Source organism: Actinomyces sp. oral taxon 897, assembly GCF_002999235.1.
GTDB lineage: Bacteria > Actinomycetota > Actinomycetes > Actinomycetales > Actinomycetaceae > Actinomyces.
Genome location: NZ_CP027236.1, coordinates 2,675,039 through 2,693,174, shown reverse-complemented (window position 1 = coordinate 2,693,174; position 18,136 = coordinate 2,675,039). Strand labels below are relative to the sequence as shown.

General features: G+C 71.1%; 11 protein-coding genes, 1 pseudogene and 1 CRISPR repeat array. Of the genes and pseudogenes, 7 read left to right on the top strand and 5 right to left on the bottom strand.

From position 1 onward, the window contains the following. The first annotated feature begins 51 nt into the window (after nucleotides 1-51). The gene (locus tag C3V41_RS10605; RefSeq protein WP_106110225.1) at nucleotides 52-1,008 is read left to right on the top strand and encodes a carbohydrate kinase family protein; all 957 of its coding nucleotides are present in this window, start codon (nucleotides 52-54) and stop codon (nucleotides 1,006-1,008) included. A 495-nt stretch (nucleotides 1,009-1,503) separates the two neighbouring features. Here the strand turns inward: C3V41_RS10605 and C3V41_RS10600 are convergent, their stop codons facing one another. Together C3V41_RS10600 and uppS are read right to left on the bottom strand one after the other, a co-directional pair. Then, nucleotides 1,504-2,817 (bottom strand): PhoH family protein, encoded by a 1,314-nt coding sequence (locus tag C3V41_RS10600; protein ID WP_106110816.1) that lies wholly within the window; start codon nucleotides 2,815-2,817, stop codon nucleotides 1,504-1,506. A 170-nt stretch (nucleotides 2,818-2,987) separates the two neighbouring features. Then, entirely contained in the window at nucleotides 2,988-3,779 is a 792-nt protein-coding gene (gene uppS / locus C3V41_RS10595; protein ID WP_106110224.1) for a polyprenyl diphosphate synthase, read from the bottom strand. A gap of 183 nt (nucleotides 3,780-3,962) precedes the next feature. On the opposite strand from uppS, the gene trhA reads away from it, so the two are divergent. The 4 genes and pseudogenes from trhA to msrA all read left to right on the top strand — a co-directional run bounded on the left by trhA (nucleotide 3,963) and on the right by msrA (nucleotide 10,274). Next, nucleotides 3,963-4,808 (top strand): PAQR family membrane homeostasis protein TrhA, encoded by an 846-nt coding sequence (gene trhA, locus C3V41_RS10590; RefSeq protein WP_106110223.1) that lies wholly within the window; start codon nucleotides 3,963-3,965, stop codon nucleotides 4,806-4,808. 1,669 nt (nucleotides 4,809-6,477) lie between these two features. Then, a pseudogene (locus tag C3V41_RS10585) lies at nucleotides 6,478-7,796 on the top strand (PPK2 family polyphosphate kinase). A 326-nt stretch (nucleotides 7,797-8,122) separates the two neighbouring features. Beyond that, nucleotides 8,123-8,669: a CRISPR direct-repeat array (repeat unit 37 nt; unit sequence GTCAGGGAGCACCCCGCACCGCTAGGTGCATTAAGAC). Nucleotides 8,670-8,967: 298 nt separating this feature from the next. Further along, entirely contained in the window at nucleotides 8,968-9,450 is a 483-nt protein-coding gene (locus C3V41_RS10580; RefSeq protein WP_106110222.1) for a GreA/GreB family elongation factor, read from the top strand. Between the two features lie 149 nt (nucleotides 9,451-9,599). Beyond that, nucleotides 9,600-10,274 carry a peptide-methionine (S)-S-oxide reductase MsrA gene (gene msrA, locus C3V41_RS10575; protein ID WP_106110815.1) on the top strand — a complete coding sequence of 225 codons (675 nt, stop codon included), beginning with the start codon at nucleotides 9,600-9,602 and terminating at the stop codon, nucleotides 10,272-10,274. 30 nt (nucleotides 10,275-10,304) lie between these two features. On the opposite strand, the gene C3V41_RS10570 is transcribed toward msrA, so the two are convergent. Beyond that, nucleotides 10,305-10,910, bottom strand: coding sequence for a LysE/ArgO family amino acid transporter (locus C3V41_RS10570; protein WP_106110221.1), 606 nt, complete (start codon nucleotides 10,908-10,910; stop codon nucleotides 10,305-10,307). Between the two features lie 90 nt (nucleotides 10,911-11,000). Here C3V41_RS10570 and C3V41_RS10565 point away from each other — a divergent pair, with 90 nt between their 5' ends. Both C3V41_RS10565 and C3V41_RS10560 read left to right on the top strand, forming a co-directional pair. Beyond that, on the top strand, nucleotides 11,001-12,080 hold the full coding sequence (locus tag C3V41_RS10565) for an acyltransferase family protein (RefSeq protein ID WP_106110220.1): 1,080 nt from the start codon (nucleotides 11,001-11,003) through the stop codon (nucleotides 12,078-12,080). A 474-nt stretch (nucleotides 12,081-12,554) separates the two neighbouring features. After that, nucleotides 12,555-14,645 (top strand): ABC-ATPase domain-containing protein, encoded by a 2,091-nt coding sequence (locus tag C3V41_RS10560; RefSeq protein ID WP_106110219.1) that lies wholly within the window; start codon nucleotides 12,555-12,557, stop codon nucleotides 14,643-14,645. 977 nt (nucleotides 14,646-15,622) lie between these two features. Here C3V41_RS10560 and C3V41_RS10555 read toward each other — a convergent pair. Both C3V41_RS10555 and ilvA read right to left on the bottom strand, forming a co-directional pair. Further along, on the bottom strand, nucleotides 15,623-16,177 hold the full coding sequence (locus C3V41_RS10555; RefSeq protein ID WP_106110218.1) for an NADPH-dependent FMN reductase: 555 nt from the start codon (nucleotides 16,175-16,177) through the stop codon (nucleotides 15,623-15,625). A 97-nt stretch (nucleotides 16,178-16,274) separates the two neighbouring features. Further along, a complete protein-coding gene (gene ilvA / locus C3V41_RS10550; RefSeq protein ID WP_106110217.1) occupies nucleotides 16,275-17,888 on the bottom strand; it encodes a threonine ammonia-lyase, biosynthetic in 1,614 nt (537 codons plus the stop codon). Between the last annotated feature and the right edge of the window lie 248 nt (nucleotides 17,889-18,136).

Below are 18,136 nucleotides of genomic sequence, written 5' to 3'. Positions count from 1 at the left end.
GGCGGGCGGGGACCGCCGTCACCCCCACCCCACGAGCACAAGGAGCCAGCTGTGACCACTACCGCCCCCGGCCGCGAAGGAACCGCCCTCATTATCGGTGAGGCCCTCGTCGACGTCGTTATCCACCCCGGAGCCGAACCTGTTGACGTCCCCGGCGGCTCCCCGGCGAACGTGGCCCTGGGCCTGGCCCGCCTGGGCCGAGACGCCGAGCTCGACTGCTGGATCGGCACCGACCCGCGCGGCCAGGTCGTACGCGCCCACCTGGAGGCCTCCGGGGTCCGCCTGACCTCCGGCTCCGACGGCGCCGAGCGCACCTCCACCGCCCAGGCCACCATTGGTGAGGACCGGGCCGCCACCTACGTCTTCGACCTCGACTGGAACCCGCCCTACCCCGAGCGCGAGGAGTCCGAGGCGCCCCTGCTGGTGCACGCCGGGTCCATCGCGGCCGTCCTGGAGCCCGGCGCGAGCACCGTGCGCCAGGTCCTGAGCGACTTCCACGCCACCTCTACCATCTGCTACGACCCCAACGCCCGCCCCCAGCTCATGGGCGAGCCCGAGGCCGCCCGCAAGACGGTGGAGAGCATTGTGGCCGTGTCCGATCTGGTCAAGTGCTCCGACGAGGACGTGGCCTGGTTCTACGGCTTGGACAAGCACGACGACGAGGCGATCGAGTCCGTGGCCCGCACCTGGCTGAAGACGGGCGTGGCCATTGTGGTCCTCACCCGCGGCAAGCGCGGATCGCTGGCCCTGACCGCCTCCGGGCTGCGCCTGGAGGTCCCCTCGAACCCGGACATTGTGGTGGCCGACACGGTCGGCGCCGGGGACTCCTTCATGGGCGGCCTCGAGGACGCCCTGTGGAGCGAGGGCCTGGTGGGTGCGGACCGCAGGGAGGCGCTGCGTTCCATCGACGCCGCCACCCTGGAGCGGATCGTCACCCACGCCAGCCGGATCGCGGACATTACCGTCTCACGGACCGGCGCGAACCCGCCCACCCGCGCCGAGCTCTGAGCCGCCGGGGGCTGGGCCCGTGGCCAGCGCCCTGTAGCACTGAGCCCAGGCGCTGGCCCTAGCCCAGTGCCCCGCCCCTCCGGTCCGCCCTTGGCGCACCCGGGGCTGCACTAAGTGCCACGACGGTGCCTGCGACCTCTGCCGCAGGCGCCGTCGTCTGCCCCCTGGGCTGGCGCGCGCCTCCTCACCCTGGGCTGGCACGCGCCTCCTCACCGGCGCCCAGGCCCGCCCTGGCAATGGGCACAGCCCGGGTAACCCCGCCGGCCCCGCCACCGGACCCGCTGGTCCCGTCCCACCAGTCTCACCAGTCCCACCCGCCATCCCCGGGCGAGGCGGCCGTCAGGCCCTGACCCAGGAGCCACCCAACGTCCCACCCGCCGCCCCCGGGCGAGGCAGGCGCCGCCCGCGCCACCTCGGGCAGGACCGGCGAACAACGCCTTGCAGTACACCAGGAGCGCCTCGGTACTCAGTACAAGGAAACCTCAGTGCAGCGCCTCAGTACAGGGGCACCTCGTCCAGGAGGTTCGCCACCAGCTCGGCGATCTCGCTGCGCTCGGTACGCACCAGGTCCACATGGGCGAAGATCGAGTGCCCCTTGAGGACCTCAATGACCGCGGCCACCCCGTCCCACCGGCCCACGCGCAGGTTGTCGCGCTGGGCGACGTCGTGGGTGAGGACCACCTTGGAGTTCTGGCCCACGCGGGAGAGCACGGTGAGCAGGACATTGCGCTCCAGGGACTGGGCCTCGTCCACAATGACGAAGGCGTCGTGGAGGCTGCGGCCCCGGATGTGGGTCAGGGGCAGGACCTCGATCTGCTTGTTGGCCAGGACCTGGTCGATGCGGGAGGGCGCCACCACCGAGGACAGGGTGTCAAAGACCGCCTCGGACCAGGGCGCCATCTTCTCGGCGTCGTTGCCGGGCAGGAAGCCCAGGGTCTGCCCGCCCACGGCGTACAGGGGCCGGAAGACCATGACCTTGCGGTGCTCCTGGCGGTTGACCACGGCGTCGAGCCCCGCGCACAGGGCCAGGGCGGACTTGCCGGTGCCGGCGCGCCCACCCAGGGAGACAATGCCGATATCGGGGTTGAGCAGGTGGTCCAGGCCCACGCGCTGCTCGGCGCTGCGTCCGCGCAGGCCGAAGACCTCCAGGCCAGCGCGCACCGGCCGCAGGCCGGCGGGGGTGAGGGTGGCCAGGGCCGAGCCGCGCGGTGAGGTCAGCACCACGCCGGTGTTGACGCACTGGGTGCCCAGCTCCTCGCGGCTCTCGGGGATCTCCAGGTCGGCGGGGTCCAGGACGTTCTCCTCCCACAGGCGCGCCATCTCCTCCTCGCTGAGGACGGCGCGGGTCATGCCCGTGTAACCGGAGTCCACGGCGAGCTGGGCGCGGTACTCGTCGGCGTCCAGGCCCACGGAGGCGGCCTTAATGCGCATGGGCAGGTCCTTGGAGACCACGGTGACCCGGGAGCCGCGTGCGGCCAGGGCGGCGGCCACCGACAGGACGCGGGTGTCGTTGTCCCCCAGCCGCACCCCCTCGGGCAGCTCGGTGGCGTCGGTGTGGCCCAGCTCCACGCGCAGGGTGCCGCCGTGGTCGTTGACCGGGATGGGCCTGTCCAGGCGGCCGTAGCGCTCCCGCAGGGCGTCCAGCAGCCGCAGGGCGCAGCGGGCGAAGTAGCCGAGCTCGGGGTGGTGGCGCTTGCCCTCCAGCTCGGTAATGACGACGACGGGCAGGACCACCTCGTGCTCGGCGAAGCGGGTCAGCGCCCGGGGGTCAGACAGGAGGACGGAGGTGTCCAGGACGTAGGTGCGCATCATGAGGACCTTTCCATATGGTAGTCCTCACATTGTCGCAGATGCGTGGTACGGGTGTCCGGTATATGGCGCCGTCGGGCCGCCCGCCTGACGGCTCCGCCTAACAAGCCTTCCTGACGAGCCACCCGCCTGACAGACTGCCCGCCTGACGGGCCCGGCCCGGGAGCCAGCTAGCGCCCCAGGCGGCGCTCGCGGCCGGCGTAGTCACGCAGGGCCCGGAGGAAGTCGACGCGCCGGAAGGCCGGCCAGTTGACGTCGCAGAAGTAGAACTCGGAGTGGACCGACTGCCACAGCATGAAACCGCTCAGGCGCTGCTCCCCCGAGGTGCGGATGACCAGGTCGGGGTCGGGCTGCCCGCGGGTGTAGAGGTGGGCGGAGATGTCCTCCTCGGTCAGGGAGGCGGCCACCGCCTCCAGGGTGTCACCCTCCTGGGCCCGCTCGCGCAGGATGGCCCGCACGGCGTCGGCGATCTCGTGGCGTCCCCCGTAGCCGACGGCGATATTGACCTCCATGAGGGCCTCGCCCGGGGCCCCGGAGCCGGGGTCGGGGGGGGCCTGGGTGAGGGCGACGGCGTCGCGCAGGCGCACGGCCACGGCCTGGGGCAGGAGCTCCACGGCCCCCACCAGGCGCAGGCACCAGCAGCCCTGGGCAGCCAGCCCCTCGACGGCGGTGGCGATAATGTCCAGCAGCGGGGCCAGCTCGGCGGGGTCGCGGTCGAGGTTGTCCGTGCTCAGCAGCCACAGGGTGACCACGCGCACACCGGCGTCGCGAGCCCAGGTGAGGAAGTCGGCGATCTTGGCCGCGCCGCGCTGGTGCCCCTGGGAGGCGACGAACCCCATGGCCCTGGCCCAGCGGCGGTTGCCGTCCAGGATGACCCCGACGTGGGCGGGGACGCGCTCGGGCGGCACCTGGGACGCCAGTCGACGCGCGTAGATCTCGTAGAGGAGGTTGTCGCGTGCCATGCCTCTCCTTGACGCCAGGGCGGGGGTGCCGGGACGGCGTGCGGGGGGCCCGACGCCACCACTACCGTATCGCGTTGTAGGTCACTGCCGAGGGTGTCGCCGCTCCCAGGAACCTACGGTACCGTAACTTACGGAATCGTAAGTTACGCCGTTCGCACGGCTGCCGTGCCATGAGGAGGAGCCATGACTTCGACATCGCACAGCCCGACCCCTGCCGAGACCGCTGGCGCGGCCGCCCGCGCCGCGACCCAGGCCGCCAGTCGGGCGGCCACCCAGGCCGCGGCCTCAGCCACCCAGGCCGCCAGCGCCGCCGCCTCCACGGCAGCGGCCCAGGCCCGCATTGCCGCCGCCCAGGCGCGTGCCGCAGCAGCGAGCGCCAACGCGGCCTTCCTGGCCGTCAAGCCCCGGCTGCGCGGCTGGATCCACGCCGCCACGGCGCCCCTGGCCCTGTCAGCCTGCATCACCCTGACCGCCCTGGCCCCCACGGCGCCCCTGGCCTGGGCGTGCGCCGTCTACCTGACCTGCTCCCTGCTGCTCTTCGCCAACTCCGGGGTCTACCACATTGGCAACGGGCACTGGCCCCAGCGGGTCAGTCGCACCCTCCAGCAGCTCGACCACGCCAATATCTACCTGCTCATCGCCGGCACCTACACGCCCCTGTCGGTGGCCCTGCTGCCGACGAGCACGGCCCGCCTGGTCCTGGGGATCGTGTGGGCCGGGGCCGTGGGCGGGATCATCTCCTGCCTGGCGTGGGCCAAGGCACCCCGGTGGCTGTCCACCGGCCTGTACGTGCTCCTGGGCTGGGTGGCCATCTGGTTCCTGCCCACCTTCTGGCGCGCGGGCGGGGCGGCCACGGTGCTGCTCATTATCGCCGGCGGCGTCATCTACACGGCCGGTGCCGTGGTCTACGCCCGCAAGCACCCCGACCCGCTGCCCCGCTGGTTCGGCTTCCACGAGGTCTTCCACGTGTGCACGGTGGCCGCCTGGATCTGCCAGTGCGTGGCCTGCTACCTGGCCATCCTGGGCTGACCGCCCGCCGGGCCCGCACCCAGTCGCGAGAACGGTACTTATTCGCCGCGAGAACGGTACTTGTTCCTCGTGAGAACGGTACTTATAACGTAGACAGAGCAAGGACCTGATTGCGGGGGTCAGGGCGGGGGTGCCTACTGGTCACACCAGCTGGTCACGCCGAGGATCGGGCTACCCTCTTACCCTCTGCCCATTGAGGGCCTGGCTGGCCAGCGCCTACCGGGCACGCCAGGGATTAGGGCCGTGACATGCTCGGCCCAGCGCGGGGTCGTCGCGCCTACCGGGCACACCGAGGATCAGGGGGAACCTGTGCTCCTACGCCCTGGCCCGCGGGGCGCCTACCGGGCACGCCAGGGATTAGGGCACCCGGCGCGTCGCCCGGGTGCTCGGTATCCTCACCTACCGGGCACGCCAGGGATTAGGGGATAACGGCGCAGGAGAACATTTTGTGCAGAGCGAGACATTTTGTGCACAGGGTGACGTTTTGCGCAGAAGGTAACGAATCCGGGTCACTTTCTGCGCAATCGGTTACCCTGTGCACAAAATGTTCCGCTAGACACCGCACCGGCCCCCGCCAGGGCCAGGCGCACCAACCGCAGGGCACGGGCACTCCCCCGCCAGGAGGACCACCCCTGCTCGACCCCGAGCAGCAATGGTCATACCCCAGGCGGCCCCCCACCAGGAGGACCACCCTGCCCCTTTCTTAGCGCGAGCAGGGCAGGACCTGGTTACGGGAGACGCCCGCGGGGCGCGCCGACCTGGCCGGGGTGCTGGCGGGCCTGGTGCCTGGGGGACGGGGCGCCCGCGGGGCGTGCCCCGTCGGCAGGCACCCGGGTAGCGTGCGGCGAGGCGCGCCCACGGCTCCTTGCCGGCAGGCGCCCGCAGGCACCCGGATAGTGGACCGCACCAACAGACCGGGAAAGCAGCGGGACCGCCAGCAGGCACCCGGTAGTTGCACATTTATCCTGGGGCCCTGGCCGGGCCAGTGGCGTCATTCCAACGATTTCCCGGCCCGGGAGGCGTCCGGGGACAAGATGAATGTGCAACTCGGACGTCGTTGCACATTCATCCTGTTTCCCGGGCCCGGACCGTCTGGCAGATCCGCATGATTCCGCCGTTTACTGATCGCTGATTGTAAAAAGAATGTGCAACTCCGCCAGCTGGCCCAGTGGATGGGCCTGTCCGCGACCACCAGTTGGGACCTTGGACGCAGCACCCGCACTACCCACCCCACCACGGCACCACGCCGCTCCCTGCGACGCCTGAGCGCCCTCCCGCCGCCACCCACCTGTACTTACCCAGGCACCATGCGGCTAGGGACAGGCTCAGGGTCCAGCCAGAGGCGCCGTCACCCACCCGCACCCAGGCACCACGGTGCTGGCAGACGTGGGAGCTGCCGGTGCAGCACCCACGCCCCCCCTGGCACACACGACGTGGGGGGCACGAATCCGGGGCCGGGACAGCGCGGCACCCACGCCCCCTGGCACACGCCGGGCCCCGCCCTGACCGCCAGATCCCGGAAGCCACCAGCAGGCGCCCCCCTGGCACACGTCGAGCCCCGGCGTCGACCTGGTCAGATCCGGGAAACCCGCTCAGTTCCAACACTTTCCCCACAGGTTGCTATACCCTGGAGGCCAGTCGCCCCACGCCCTGCCTCAGGAGGCACGCCATGAGCAAGAACGGCAAGAAGCACGCCTACGGGGACGCCAATCCCCTGGAGATCGTCCTGGGCACAGCCACCAACCGGTGGGTGGAGGATCCGCGCGAGGCCCTGCGCGTGGACGAGCACTTCCACCTGGCCTCCATGGACCGCGCCGCCACCCCCGGCTGGGCGGGCAGCGAGTCCGACGCCGTCGCCTACACCGCGGCGGTCACCCCCCTGCTCGGGGCGCTCCAGGAGAAGCTGTTCGCCGCCGCCAAGGAGGGGTCCGACCGTCGCGTGCTGGTGGTCGCCCAGGGCCTGGACACCGCGGGCAAGGGCGGGATCGCGCGTCACGTCATGGGGCTCGTGGACCCGCAGGGGGTGCGGATGACCGCCTTCAAGGCCCCCACCCCGAGGAGAAGGAGCACGACTTCCTGTGGCGTATCTGGAAGGCCGTGCCCGGGCCGGGCACCATCGGGCTGTTCGACCGCTCCCACTACGAGGACGTGCTGGTCCCCGGGGCGGCCGGCACCCTGGACGACGAGGGGTTCGACCGGTACGTCGGCCAGATCCACGACTTTGAGCGCCAGCTGATCGACCAGGGCACCACGGTCGTCAAGATCGCCCTCATGGTCTCCTACGAGGAGCAGGGCCTACGGCTGCTGGAGCGCGTGGACCGCCCGGACAAGCGCTGGAAGTACTCCGGTAACGACATGAACGTGCGTGGGCAGTGGTTCAACTACCAGTCCATCTACGAGCGGGTGCTGCGGGCCACGAGCTTTGAGGAGGCCCCCTGGTACGTCATCCCGGCGGACAACAAGTGGTACTCGCGCCTGGCCGTCACCGAGATGCTGCTGCGCTCCCTGGCGGAGATCGAGGTCCACTGGCCACCCGCCCGCTTTGACGTGGACACCGAGCGCGACCGCGTGCGTGCCACCCTCTCGCCGCAGGCCCTGGCCCGCTACGACGCCAGGATCCAGGCCAAGCTCGCCAAGGTGGACGCCCGTATCACCGTTATCGAGGACGCCGCCACCATCCTGGTGTTCTCCGCCGAGCCCGCCCCGACGCCCGCCCCCGCGCCGGGGGCTGCTCCCGGGGCCGCCCCGGCCCAGTCCGTGGGGGCTGGCTCGGGTGGTGCTGCCAGCCCGGCTGCCCAGCAGGTGGCCGACGACGCCGGGAAGCATCCGGGTAAGGGAGGGAAGGGATCCAAGAGCGCCGGGAAGCCCTCCAAGGGCGGAAAGGCCGCTAAGCTCGGTAAGACCGGGAAGGGCACGCGCAAGGCGGTTAAGAAGGCCGCGGCCAAGGCGGCCAGAAAAGCGGAGAAGGCCAGGAGGTCGCACAGCTAGGGTTTGTACCGGGGGATCTGATGAGGGGAGGGGGCGTAGGTGCGGGTGCCCGCGGGGTTGAGAACCACGCTTGAGGCTGGCCGAACTTGTGACGTTGGTCACCATCAATGTGGTGCGGGACACCCCGTCTGACTGCCACTTTTCCGCATGGTCTCGTCCAAAGCCGGCGCCGGATCCGCCTCTGGGGCCGTCGGTGGCGAGTGGCGTCATACCAACGAAAGGTGGTAGAAATGGGGTGCTCCAGCCACCTGCCGGAAGGGCCCCACAGGGCCGGTGGCGATCCAGCCCCTGGAAACGTTGCAATCACGCGGCTCCCAGAGGCAGGGGTCAGGGAGCACCCCGCACCGCTAGGTGCATTAAGACAGGGAACCGTTCAATGGCACTCATCAGGCTCGCTCCGTCAGGGAGCACCCCGCACCGCTAGGTGCATTAAGACTGAACGCCAGCAGCGCCGGCGATACAGATAACGGCGAGTCAGGGAGCACCCCGCACCGCTAGGTGCATTAAGACTGAACGCCAGCAGCGCCGGCGATACAGATAACGGCGAGTCAGGGAGCACCCCGCACCGCTAGGTGCATTAAGACTCCCACATGGCGGGCCAGCCGCCCTTCGTGACGACAGTCAGGGAGCACCCCGCACCGCTAGGTGCATTAAGACTCTCGTTCTCTCCATACCTATACTCGTAAAGGTAGTCAGGGAGCATCCCGCACCGCTAGGTGCATTAAGACGCTGACAGCCCAAGGCAGGCGACAGTTATGGTCACGTCAGGGAGCACCCCGCACCGCTAGGTGCATTAAGACCGTCCCTGGACAGACCAAACGAGCTTGAACCTCGTAGTCAGGGAGCACCCCGCACCGCTAGGTGCATTAAGACACCAGCTTTGTTCGTCATCGTCATCATCAGCCAGGAGCACCCGGCCAGGGAACCACCCCGCACGCGCCCCCGCCCCTGGCACGGGCGCCGTCGGCCTGCGCCCCCGACCTCACACGCCACAGATCTGTTCTCACGCCTACGGGGCGCGGTAGACTGCCCGCCCATCACCCGGCTCGTCCGGCTACGGGCAGGTACCCGCAGCCGTCCACCCGTCCCCGCCTCATCCCTCACCGACTCGTCCGGCTACGAGCGGGTGCCGGGTACCAGGGCGAGCCACCGACCACACGCAGGAGGAACCATGGCTGAGGAGCAGAGCACCTGGCTCACTCAGGAGGCCTACGAACGACTCACCGAGGAGCTCGTACGCCGCAGGGAGGTCGACCGCAAGGAGATCACCCAGCGCGTCGAGGCGGCCCGGCAGGAAGGTGACCTCCGCGAGAACGCCGGCTACCACGCCGCCCGCGAGGAGGCCGCCCTCAACGAGGCCCGCATCGCGACCCTGGTCCACCTCCTGGAGACGGCGCAGATCGGCGAGGCGGCCTCCGACGGCACCGTCTCGCCCGGCACCGTCGTCACCGCCGACGTGGCCGGGAAGGAGCAGCGCTTCGTCCTGGGCGGCCAGGAGATCACCGCCGACGTCCCCGAGGGCGTCATGGTCTTCTCCCCCGACGCCCCCCTGGGCAAGGCCCTCATGGGCCACCGGGCCGGTGAGACCGTGACCTACGACGCCCCCAGCGGGCGCGAGATCACCGCCAAGATCCTCGAGGTCACGGCACTGTGAGCGCCCGCCGCCCGTCCGGCCCCACGAGCAGCGCCTCCCCCGCTCACGCCGGCCCCGCTCACGCCGACGGCGGCGCGGGCCGCGCCCAGGCCACTCACCCCGCGGACGCCGCTCCCACCAGCCCTGCCCCTCCGGCACGCAGCACGGTCCTGCCGGGCCGGCAGTCCCCGCTCCTGCCCGTCCCCGGTGACCACGTGGTCCTGGGCACGCCCCTGGACGGCCCCTGGCCGCAGGGCACCGAGGTCATCTACCTGGCGGGCGGCTGCTTCTGGGGCATGGAGCGCATCCTGTGGCGCCAGGACGGGGTGGTGTCCACCGCCGTCGGCTACATGGGCGGCACCACGCCCAACCCCACATACCAGGAGGTGTGCACCGGGGCCACCGGTCACGCCGAGACCGTGCGGGTGGCCTACGACCCCACCGTCTGCGGACCGGGCGGCCAGTCCCTGCTGCGGACCTTCTGGGAGAACCACGACTCCACCCACCTCAACCGCCACGGCAACGACGTCGGCACCCAGTACCGCTCGGCGGTGTGGACGACCACGCCCGACCAGTACGCCGCCGCCCTGGCCACCCGCGAGGCGTTCCAGGGCGAGCTCACCCGCCTGGGGCTGGGCACCTGCGTGACCACCGTGGAGGGTGCCGCGGGCCTGTACTCGGACTTCGGCGGCCCCTTCTACCTGGCTGAGGGCTACCACCAGGGCTACCTGCACAAGAACCCCGGCGGCTACTGCAACCACGGCCCCAACGGGGTCACCTGCCCGGTAGGCGTGGCCAACCTGCCCGCCCAGGTGGAGGTCCTGCCGCCGGGGCCGCCAGCCTGAACCCGGGGCCGCCGACTCGCTGAACCCGGCTCAGGCCCCCCGGGCGAGGCCAATGGCGACTCCCACCATGACCAGTCCGACCAGGACGTCGACGACCTGCCAGGTCCGGGGCCTGGCCAGGGGGCCGGACAGGGTCCGGGCCCCCAGCCCCAGGCTGGTGAACCACAGGACGGAGCCCGTCATGGCCCCAGCCGCCGCCACCCAGCGGGAGTCCCCGAACTGGTTGACGACGCCCCCGAGCATGACAACCGTGTCGAGGTAGACGTGGGGGTTGAGGAAGGTCAGCCCCAGGGTCGTCAGGGCCACGGCCCCCCGGCCCGGCCCGGCACTCCCCTCCCCCTCCAGGGCCCGGGGGCGCAGGGCCGAGCGGAAGGACCGCAAGGCGAAGGCCAGGAGGTAGACGACCCCGCCCCAGCGCAGGGCACTCAGGACCCAGGGCAAGGAGCTAATGACACCGATCCCCACGGTCCCGGCGGCGATCAGGCCCACGTCCCCGACCACGCAGACCGCCACCACCACGCCGACGTGCTCCCGACGCAGCCCCTGACGGAGCACCCACGCGTTCTGGGCACCGATCGCCACGATAAGGCCCAGGCCGGTACCCAGACCGGTAAGATAGGAAGACATTGTGCTCATAGGCACCAGGTTAGGGACTCGTCCGGCGACTGCAGACAGCCCCGGCGACAGGTCCCGGCGCGGACCGGGGCGGCACGTATAGTCCCGCACATGACCTCACCCAGAACAGTGGGCGGCAACCTGCCCAGGCTGACGTCCCTGCGCTTCTTCGCGGCCGCCCTCATCCTCGTCTTCCACGCCAGGCTCATCCACATCGTCCCGGGCGGGCGCCTGTTTGACCTGGCCCACATGGGTGTCGCGTTCTTCTTTGTCCTGTCGGGGTTCGTCCTGACCTGGGCCAGTCCCGGTGAGCGCGTTGAGCCCAGGAGGTTCTGGCTCAACCGCTTCGCCCGGATCTACCCCTCGCATATTGTGACGCTGGTCGTCTCCCTCTTCATTATGCCGATAACCTACTGGTGGCTCATCCCCCTCGACGCCTTTCTGCTGCAGGCATGGGCTCCCTACGAGAGGATCGCCGTGTCCCTCAACGCGGTCTCCTGGTCCCTGTCGGCGGAGGCGTTCTTCTACTTCCTGGCGCCGTGGCTCATTACCACGCTACGCCGTCGCTCACCACGTACCCTCGTGGTCGTGGCCGTGACCTGGCTGGTCATTACCATGGCGCTGGGGCGGGCGGTCACCCTCATGGGCTACGCGGAGTGGCCCTACTTCATGCCGCTGGCCCGCTCCTCGGAGTTCGTGATCGGCGTCGTGCTGGCCGAGCTCTTCTGCCGCGGCCACCTGCGGAGGTACGTCCCCCCGGTACAGGTGTGCGTACTCGCCTGCGTCGCCTCCTACGCGCTGGCCATGGTGGTGCGCAACGCCGGGGTCACCATGAAGATGGCGGCGTCGTTCATCTCGCTGCCGGCTATCTGCGCCCTGGTGGTCTCCTCGGCCCTGGCCGACGTCCGGGGCAGGCCGGGGCTCCTGGCCTCCCCCCTCCTGGAGCACGCCGGCCGGGTCTCCTTCGCCCTGTACCTGGTCCACTACATGGTCATCGCGGTCACGAACGACCTCATGGACACATACCTGCCCGGCACGAAGCTGGGGATCCCGCTACGACTGGGCCTGCTGGCAGCGGTGTGCGTGGTCTCCTGGATCTGCGCCGAGGCGCTGCACCGGGGCGTGGAGATACCCGCCCAGCGGCGCATCCGCTCCGCCTACGCCCGACGCCGCGCCCGGGCGCGTACCTGAGCCACCTTTCCGGGGGCTGTGGACGGTCGGCGGACGCCGGTAGGACGCGGGCTGCCGCGCGCGGGTGGCGCGGGAGTGGTGCCGCTCGCGGCCTCCGGCGGGACGCGGGCTGCCGCGCGTGGGGGGTGGTGCTCGCGGGAGGTGCTGCGCGGGGGCTGCCGCTCGCGGGGGTGGCGCTCACGGGGCTGCCGCGCGGGGGTGGCGCGGCCCACCGGCACACCTGGCTGGCCCCGCGGACAAGGTCAGCGCCCACGCCTGCGCCCGCGGTGAGCGCACCAACCGGGTCAGGCCTGCCCACCACCGAGGCTGCCGCGTACCGCATCGGTGAGGCGCGCCCCGGCCCCAGGCCACACCCGGCCCCACGCCACACGCGACCTGGGTGGGGCACCCACATTGACACCTGAGCAACGGACCGACGCCCCCACGCCACACGCGACCTGGGTGGGGCACACGGTCCTGTGCCAGGATGGACGCATGAGTCAGGACAGGCACGACGACGGGGCCCGGGGTGGTCAGGGCGGTTACGGCCGCCGGGGCGAGGGCTACGGTCGCCAGGGCGGCCACGGCCGCCGGGGCGAAGGGTACGAGCGCCGGGGCGGCGGCCGCACCGGTCACAGCGCCCAGGACCGCTCCCGCCGGGTCTACGTGGACGAGCCGCGCGAGGGGGCCCTGGCCGACCTGGTGAGCCACCTCCAGGCCCTCAACGGGCGCTCCTACGCCGCCTACAAGGCGGTGGTGGGACGCTATACCGCCCCGGAGGGCTGGACCCTCCACATTGACCACGTCCAGCCCGACCCCTACGCCCCGCCCACGCGCATCCGCGTCACCATGCCCGTGGACCTGCCCGGGACCAAGGTCCTGGCCGACGAGGGGCTCCTGGGGACCGGAGACCGGCGCCTGGCCGTGGCGGACTTCCTCACCCGCGAGCTCTACGCGGCCTTCCGGGGCACGGCCCTGTCCATCGCCTCCCCGGGGCAGGAGATCCTGGAACGCTCCAGCGTGGTGTTCCTGGACCCCCGGGGGGCGGCCGTCACGCCCACGGACCCCGGCACCGGCTCCCAGGACGGCAGGGGCCCAGGTGGCGCGGGCCCGCACGCCACCGCGACGTCGCAGCCCGGTGGTCCCCACTCCGGCGTCGGCCCCCGGCCCGACACCGCCGACGGGCCGGGTGAGCCCGCAGCCGAGACCATTGAGATCCGCGCCCGCATGGCGCTGCCCGCCCAGGGGCGCTCCATCCGCGGACGGGAGGCCTCCCGGATCGTCTCCTGGGACCTGCCCCGGGCCGTGGAGCGGATCCTCGACCTCACCGGGGAGCGGGCGCGCCGCCTCCTGGAGCACGTGGCGGCCCTGGAGGACCACCGGGCACTGACCCGGGCCGTGGAGGCCAGCGGCTGGGTGTCCTTCCTGGCCGACGGCTCCCTCCTGCCGCGCCGCTCCGGGGTGTCGGACGAGCCGTTGCGCACCGGAGCCCTGCCGCTCCAGGCCCCCGACTCCCTGGCCGCCACCGTCCAGCTGCCCCACGCGGGCACGGTGCGGGGAACGGCCCTGGGGGCGGGTGTCACCGTCATCGTCGGTGGCGGCTACCACGGCAAGTCCACCCTGCTGAGCGCCATCGAGCGGGGCGTCTACCCGCACGTGCCCGGGGACGGGCGTGAGCTCGTGGCCACCCTGCCCGACGCCGTCAAGGTCCGGGCCGCGGACGGGCGCGCCATCACGGGGGTGGACCTGAGCGCCTTTATCTCCCACCTGCCCGGCGGACAGGACACGGAGTCCTTCTCCACCGGGAACGCCTCGGGCTCGACCTCGCAGGCCGCCTCCATGATCGAGGCGGTGGAGGCCGGGGCCACGGCGCTGCTCCTGGACGAGGACACCTCCGCCACGAACCTGCTCATCCGGGACCGGCGCATGCGCTCCCTGGTGGCGGCCGAGCGCGAGCCCATCACGCCCTTCGTGGACCGGGTCGGGGCGCTGGCCGAGGCCGGGGTCTCCACGGTCATGGTCATGGGCGGCAGCGGGGACTACCTGGACGTGGCCGACCGGGTGCTGCTCATGGACGCCTACCACCTGCGTGACGCGACCCAGGAGGCGGGCCACGTCGTCGCCGACCAGCCGCGTGAGGTGACCGCCCTGCCCGGGTTCCCGTGGCCCGTGGGCCGGGTGCCGCGGCCCGCCCCGGCCCGGACACGGCGCGGTCCGGTGCGTACCCGGGCCCGGGGGACGGAGGTCCTGACCCTGGACCGGGAGGAGATTGACGTCCGTGACGTCGCCGGGCTCGTGGACCCCGGCCAGGCCCAGGCCGCCGCCTACGCCCTGAGGGCCCTGCTGGAGCAGCGCTTTGACGCGCACGCCACCCTGGCGCAGTGCCTGGAGGACCTGGACGCGCTCCTGGACGACGAGGGCCTGGACGCGCTGGGCGACGTCGGTGAGCGCCCTGCCTTCCTGGTCAGGCCCCGCGCCGTGGACGTGGCGGCGGCCATGAACCGCTACCGGGCGCTGGAGCTGGAGACCTCGCCGCGGGTGCCGACACCGTCAACGCCGGAGGACGTCGGCCGCTCAGCGCGGTAGACAGCCACCGCCCGCCCCTTCGCCCCTCCCTGCCCGCCCTCCTTCCGCGAGAACGGTACTTATTGCTCGTGAGAACGGTACTTATTCGCCGTGAGAACGGTACTTGTTCCTCGCGAGAACGGTACTTATTTGCCGTGAGAACGGTACTTATTGCTCGCGAGAACGGAGGGCGTGCCTCCGCGTGAGACCTGGCGGCTCCTGCGGATCATGGTGGTGAGCCATGGTGGTGCTCACAGGGCAGGTTCGTGGGGTTGTACGTTCACCCCTCCGGAGCCCGCACCGCTATATGGCCCTCGCTCTCACGGCGAGCAGCTCAGGGACGTGCAACTCACCCACCGCCTCCGCACATGTTCCCACGGCGATCAGGCCACCGACGGCTTAGGCACGACCAGTGGGTGCCAGGTGCCTGTTTGGTGCAATCTGAGACTCAGGACCGGACCCACCCTGAGCACAACTCTGTACACTCAATGTCCACGCAGGTCATAGGTTTGGGACCTGGAACAGCCGAGGGCGTCTTCTGTTCTGAGCCTCAGATTGCGCCACGCACAGGGATCCAGGGCAGCACACGACCGGTAGACCACCTAAGTGATCGCATAACCTGTCTGGATTTGTGCCAGGAGATGCTCCGAACGTCCTCGTCCCGCGGCCAGCAGACACCCGAGGCCGATGCCCGTAGCGGGGGTCCAGTAGAATACCAGAGAGGCACCCGAAGGAGGTCCGGACAGGGGCGCACCCGTCAACAGGGTGCCCGCACGCACAAGGCGCCCTCCCCGCTCAGGCCCCACCAGCGCTCACACCCAGAGCACCCATACCAGCCAGACGAGGCAAGGCCCCGAGCGTACCTCCCGTTCTCACGAGCAATAAGTACCGTTCTCACGGCAAATAAGTACCGTTCTCACGACGAATAAGTACCGTTCTCACGGAAGGAGGGTGGGCGGGCGGGCGGGAGAGGGCCGGGCGGGCAGACCCGGCCCCGCTTAGCGCAGGGGGGCCAGGGCCTGGGAGCGGGCCACCATGGCCCGCACCATGGCGGGCACCTCGTCCTCGTGGTAGGCGGCAGGGGTGAAGGCGCCCTCGGTGAAGTCGGCCCGCAGGGAGAGCAGCACCTCGGGGTTCACGAAGGAGACGTCGAACCCGCTCAGGATGTCCCGCAGGTGCTCCAGGGGGCGGATGCCGTTGTAGTAGGAGTAGCCCACCAGGCCCACCGGCTTGTAGGCGAGCACCCCCGGGCGCAGGAAGTCAATGGCGTTCTTCAGGACCCCGGGGATGGAGTGGTCGTACTCGGGGGTCACAATGACAACGCCGTCGTAGGCGGCCAGCCGCTCGTTCCAGGCCGCCCCGGCGGGGTCGGTGGGGGCGGCCAGGGACGGGGGCACGGGCTCGGCGAAGAAGGGCAGGCCCAGCTCGGCCAGGGTAATGACGTCGGCCTGGACCCCCTCGACGGTGGAGGCCTTGCGCGCGACCCACTGGGCCACGGGGGCGCCGACGGAGGCGGGACGGACAGAGCCGAGGATGACGGCGAAACGGACCATGGTCTCTCCTTGCGGTCGGTGGTTCACCCACCACTCTAAGGACCATGGTCCTACAGCGGCAAGTCCTGCGGCCGCCTCAGCTGCCCCAGGAAGAACCTCAGCTGCCCAGGAAGAACCGGGCCGCCGGGTTGTCCGTCTCCTCCCGGTAGACGTAGCCCAGGCGGTCCATGTGACGACGCAGGTCAGTAGCCTCACGCTCGCTGGAGCCGGTCTGGAAGGCGGTGAGGATGCGCCCGTAGTCGGCGCCGTCGGTCCGGTAGTGGAAGAGGGTGACGTTCCAGCGGGTCCCCAGGTTCTCCAGGAAGTTCATGAGCGCCCCGGGGGACTCGGGGAACTCGAAGGAGAAGAGCCTCTCGCTCAGCCCCTCGGGGGCCCGCCCGCCCGCCAGGGAGCGCACGTGCACCTTGGCCAGCTCGTCGTCGGTGAGGTCGACGACGTCGTAGCCCGCCTGACGCAGGTCGTGCACGATCTCGGCACGCTCCTCACGCCCCCGGGTCAGCCCCACGCCCACGAAGATCCGGGCGTCCTCCATGGGGTCCTGCCGCGCCACCCGGTAGCTGAACTCGGTCACCGCGCGCCCGCCCAGGACCGAGACAAAGCGCAGGAACTCCCCCTGGCGCTCGGGGATGGTCACGCCCAGGACCGCCTCACGCTGCTCACCGACCTCGGAGCGCTCGGAGATGTAGCGCAGCTGGTGGAAGTTGAGGTTCGCCCCGGACAGGACGCAGGCCAGGCGCTCCCCGCTGACCTCCTGCTCGGCCACGTAGCGCTTGAGACCGGCCAGGGCCAGGGCGCCGGAGGGCTCGGAGATGGCGCGCACGTCCTCGAAGATGTCCTTGACGGCCGCGGAGACCTCGTCGGAGGAGACGGTGACGACGTCGTCGAGCAGCTCGCTGCACAGGCGGTAGGTCTCGTCCCCGATACGGCGTACGGCCACGCCCTCGGCAAAGAGCCCCACGTGGGACAGGGTCACCGGCCCGCCGGCGGTGATCGCGGCGGCCAGGCAGGCCGACTCCTCGTGCTCGACCCCGATGACCTGGAGCCCGGGCATGAGCTGCTTGACCAGGACGGCGATGCCGGCGGCCAGGCCACCGCCGCCCACCGGCACGAAGACACGGTCCAGGCGGGCGTCCTGCTGGATGAGCTCCAGGCCGATCGTGCCCTGGCCGGCGATGACCCGCGGGTCGTCGAAGGGGGCGATAAAGGTGCGTCCCTCGTCCTGGCTCAGGCGCAGGGCCTCGGCCTTGGCGGCGTCGAAGTTCTCCCCGTGCAGGAGGACCTCGCCCCCCAGCGCCCGGACGGCGTCGACCTTAATGCGCGGGGTGACGGTGGGCATGACAATGAGGGCGCTCACCCCCAGGCGGGAGGCGGAGCAGGCCACCCCCTGGGCGTGGTTGCCGGCCGACGCGGTGACCACGCCGCGGGCGCGCGCCTGCTCGTCCAGGGCGCACATGGCGTTGTAGGCGCCGCGGATCTTGAAGGAGTGGACGGCCTGGAGGTCCTCACGCTTGACCTGGACGGTGCAGCCCAGGCGCTCGGAGAGGGCGGGCATGGGCTGGAGGGGGGTGTGCTCGGCCACCTCGTAGACGGGGGCGCGCAGCACCTCCCGCAGGTAGCGGGCACTGTCCCAGGCGGTCGGATTGCCTTCAAGCGTGTTCACGGTGCCCAGGGTAGTCGCAGACCACCCGACGCCGAGGCCGGCGCCTGGCATTGAGGCCGGCGCCCGCCCGGTACCTGCCTGACGCCCAGGCCTGTACCCACCAGGCCCGCCCGCGTCAAGGCCAGCACCCGCCCGCGCCAAGACCAGCGCCCGCCCGGCCCGCCTGAGGGACCCCGGTACCAGCACCACCCGGCGCCAGTTACCCAGACGGCACACAGGAAGAACCGACCTCGTCACCAGCCCCGATGCCTACGGTCAGGTATCGGTCGGATCACGGACGAGCTCCAGGGCCCCGACCC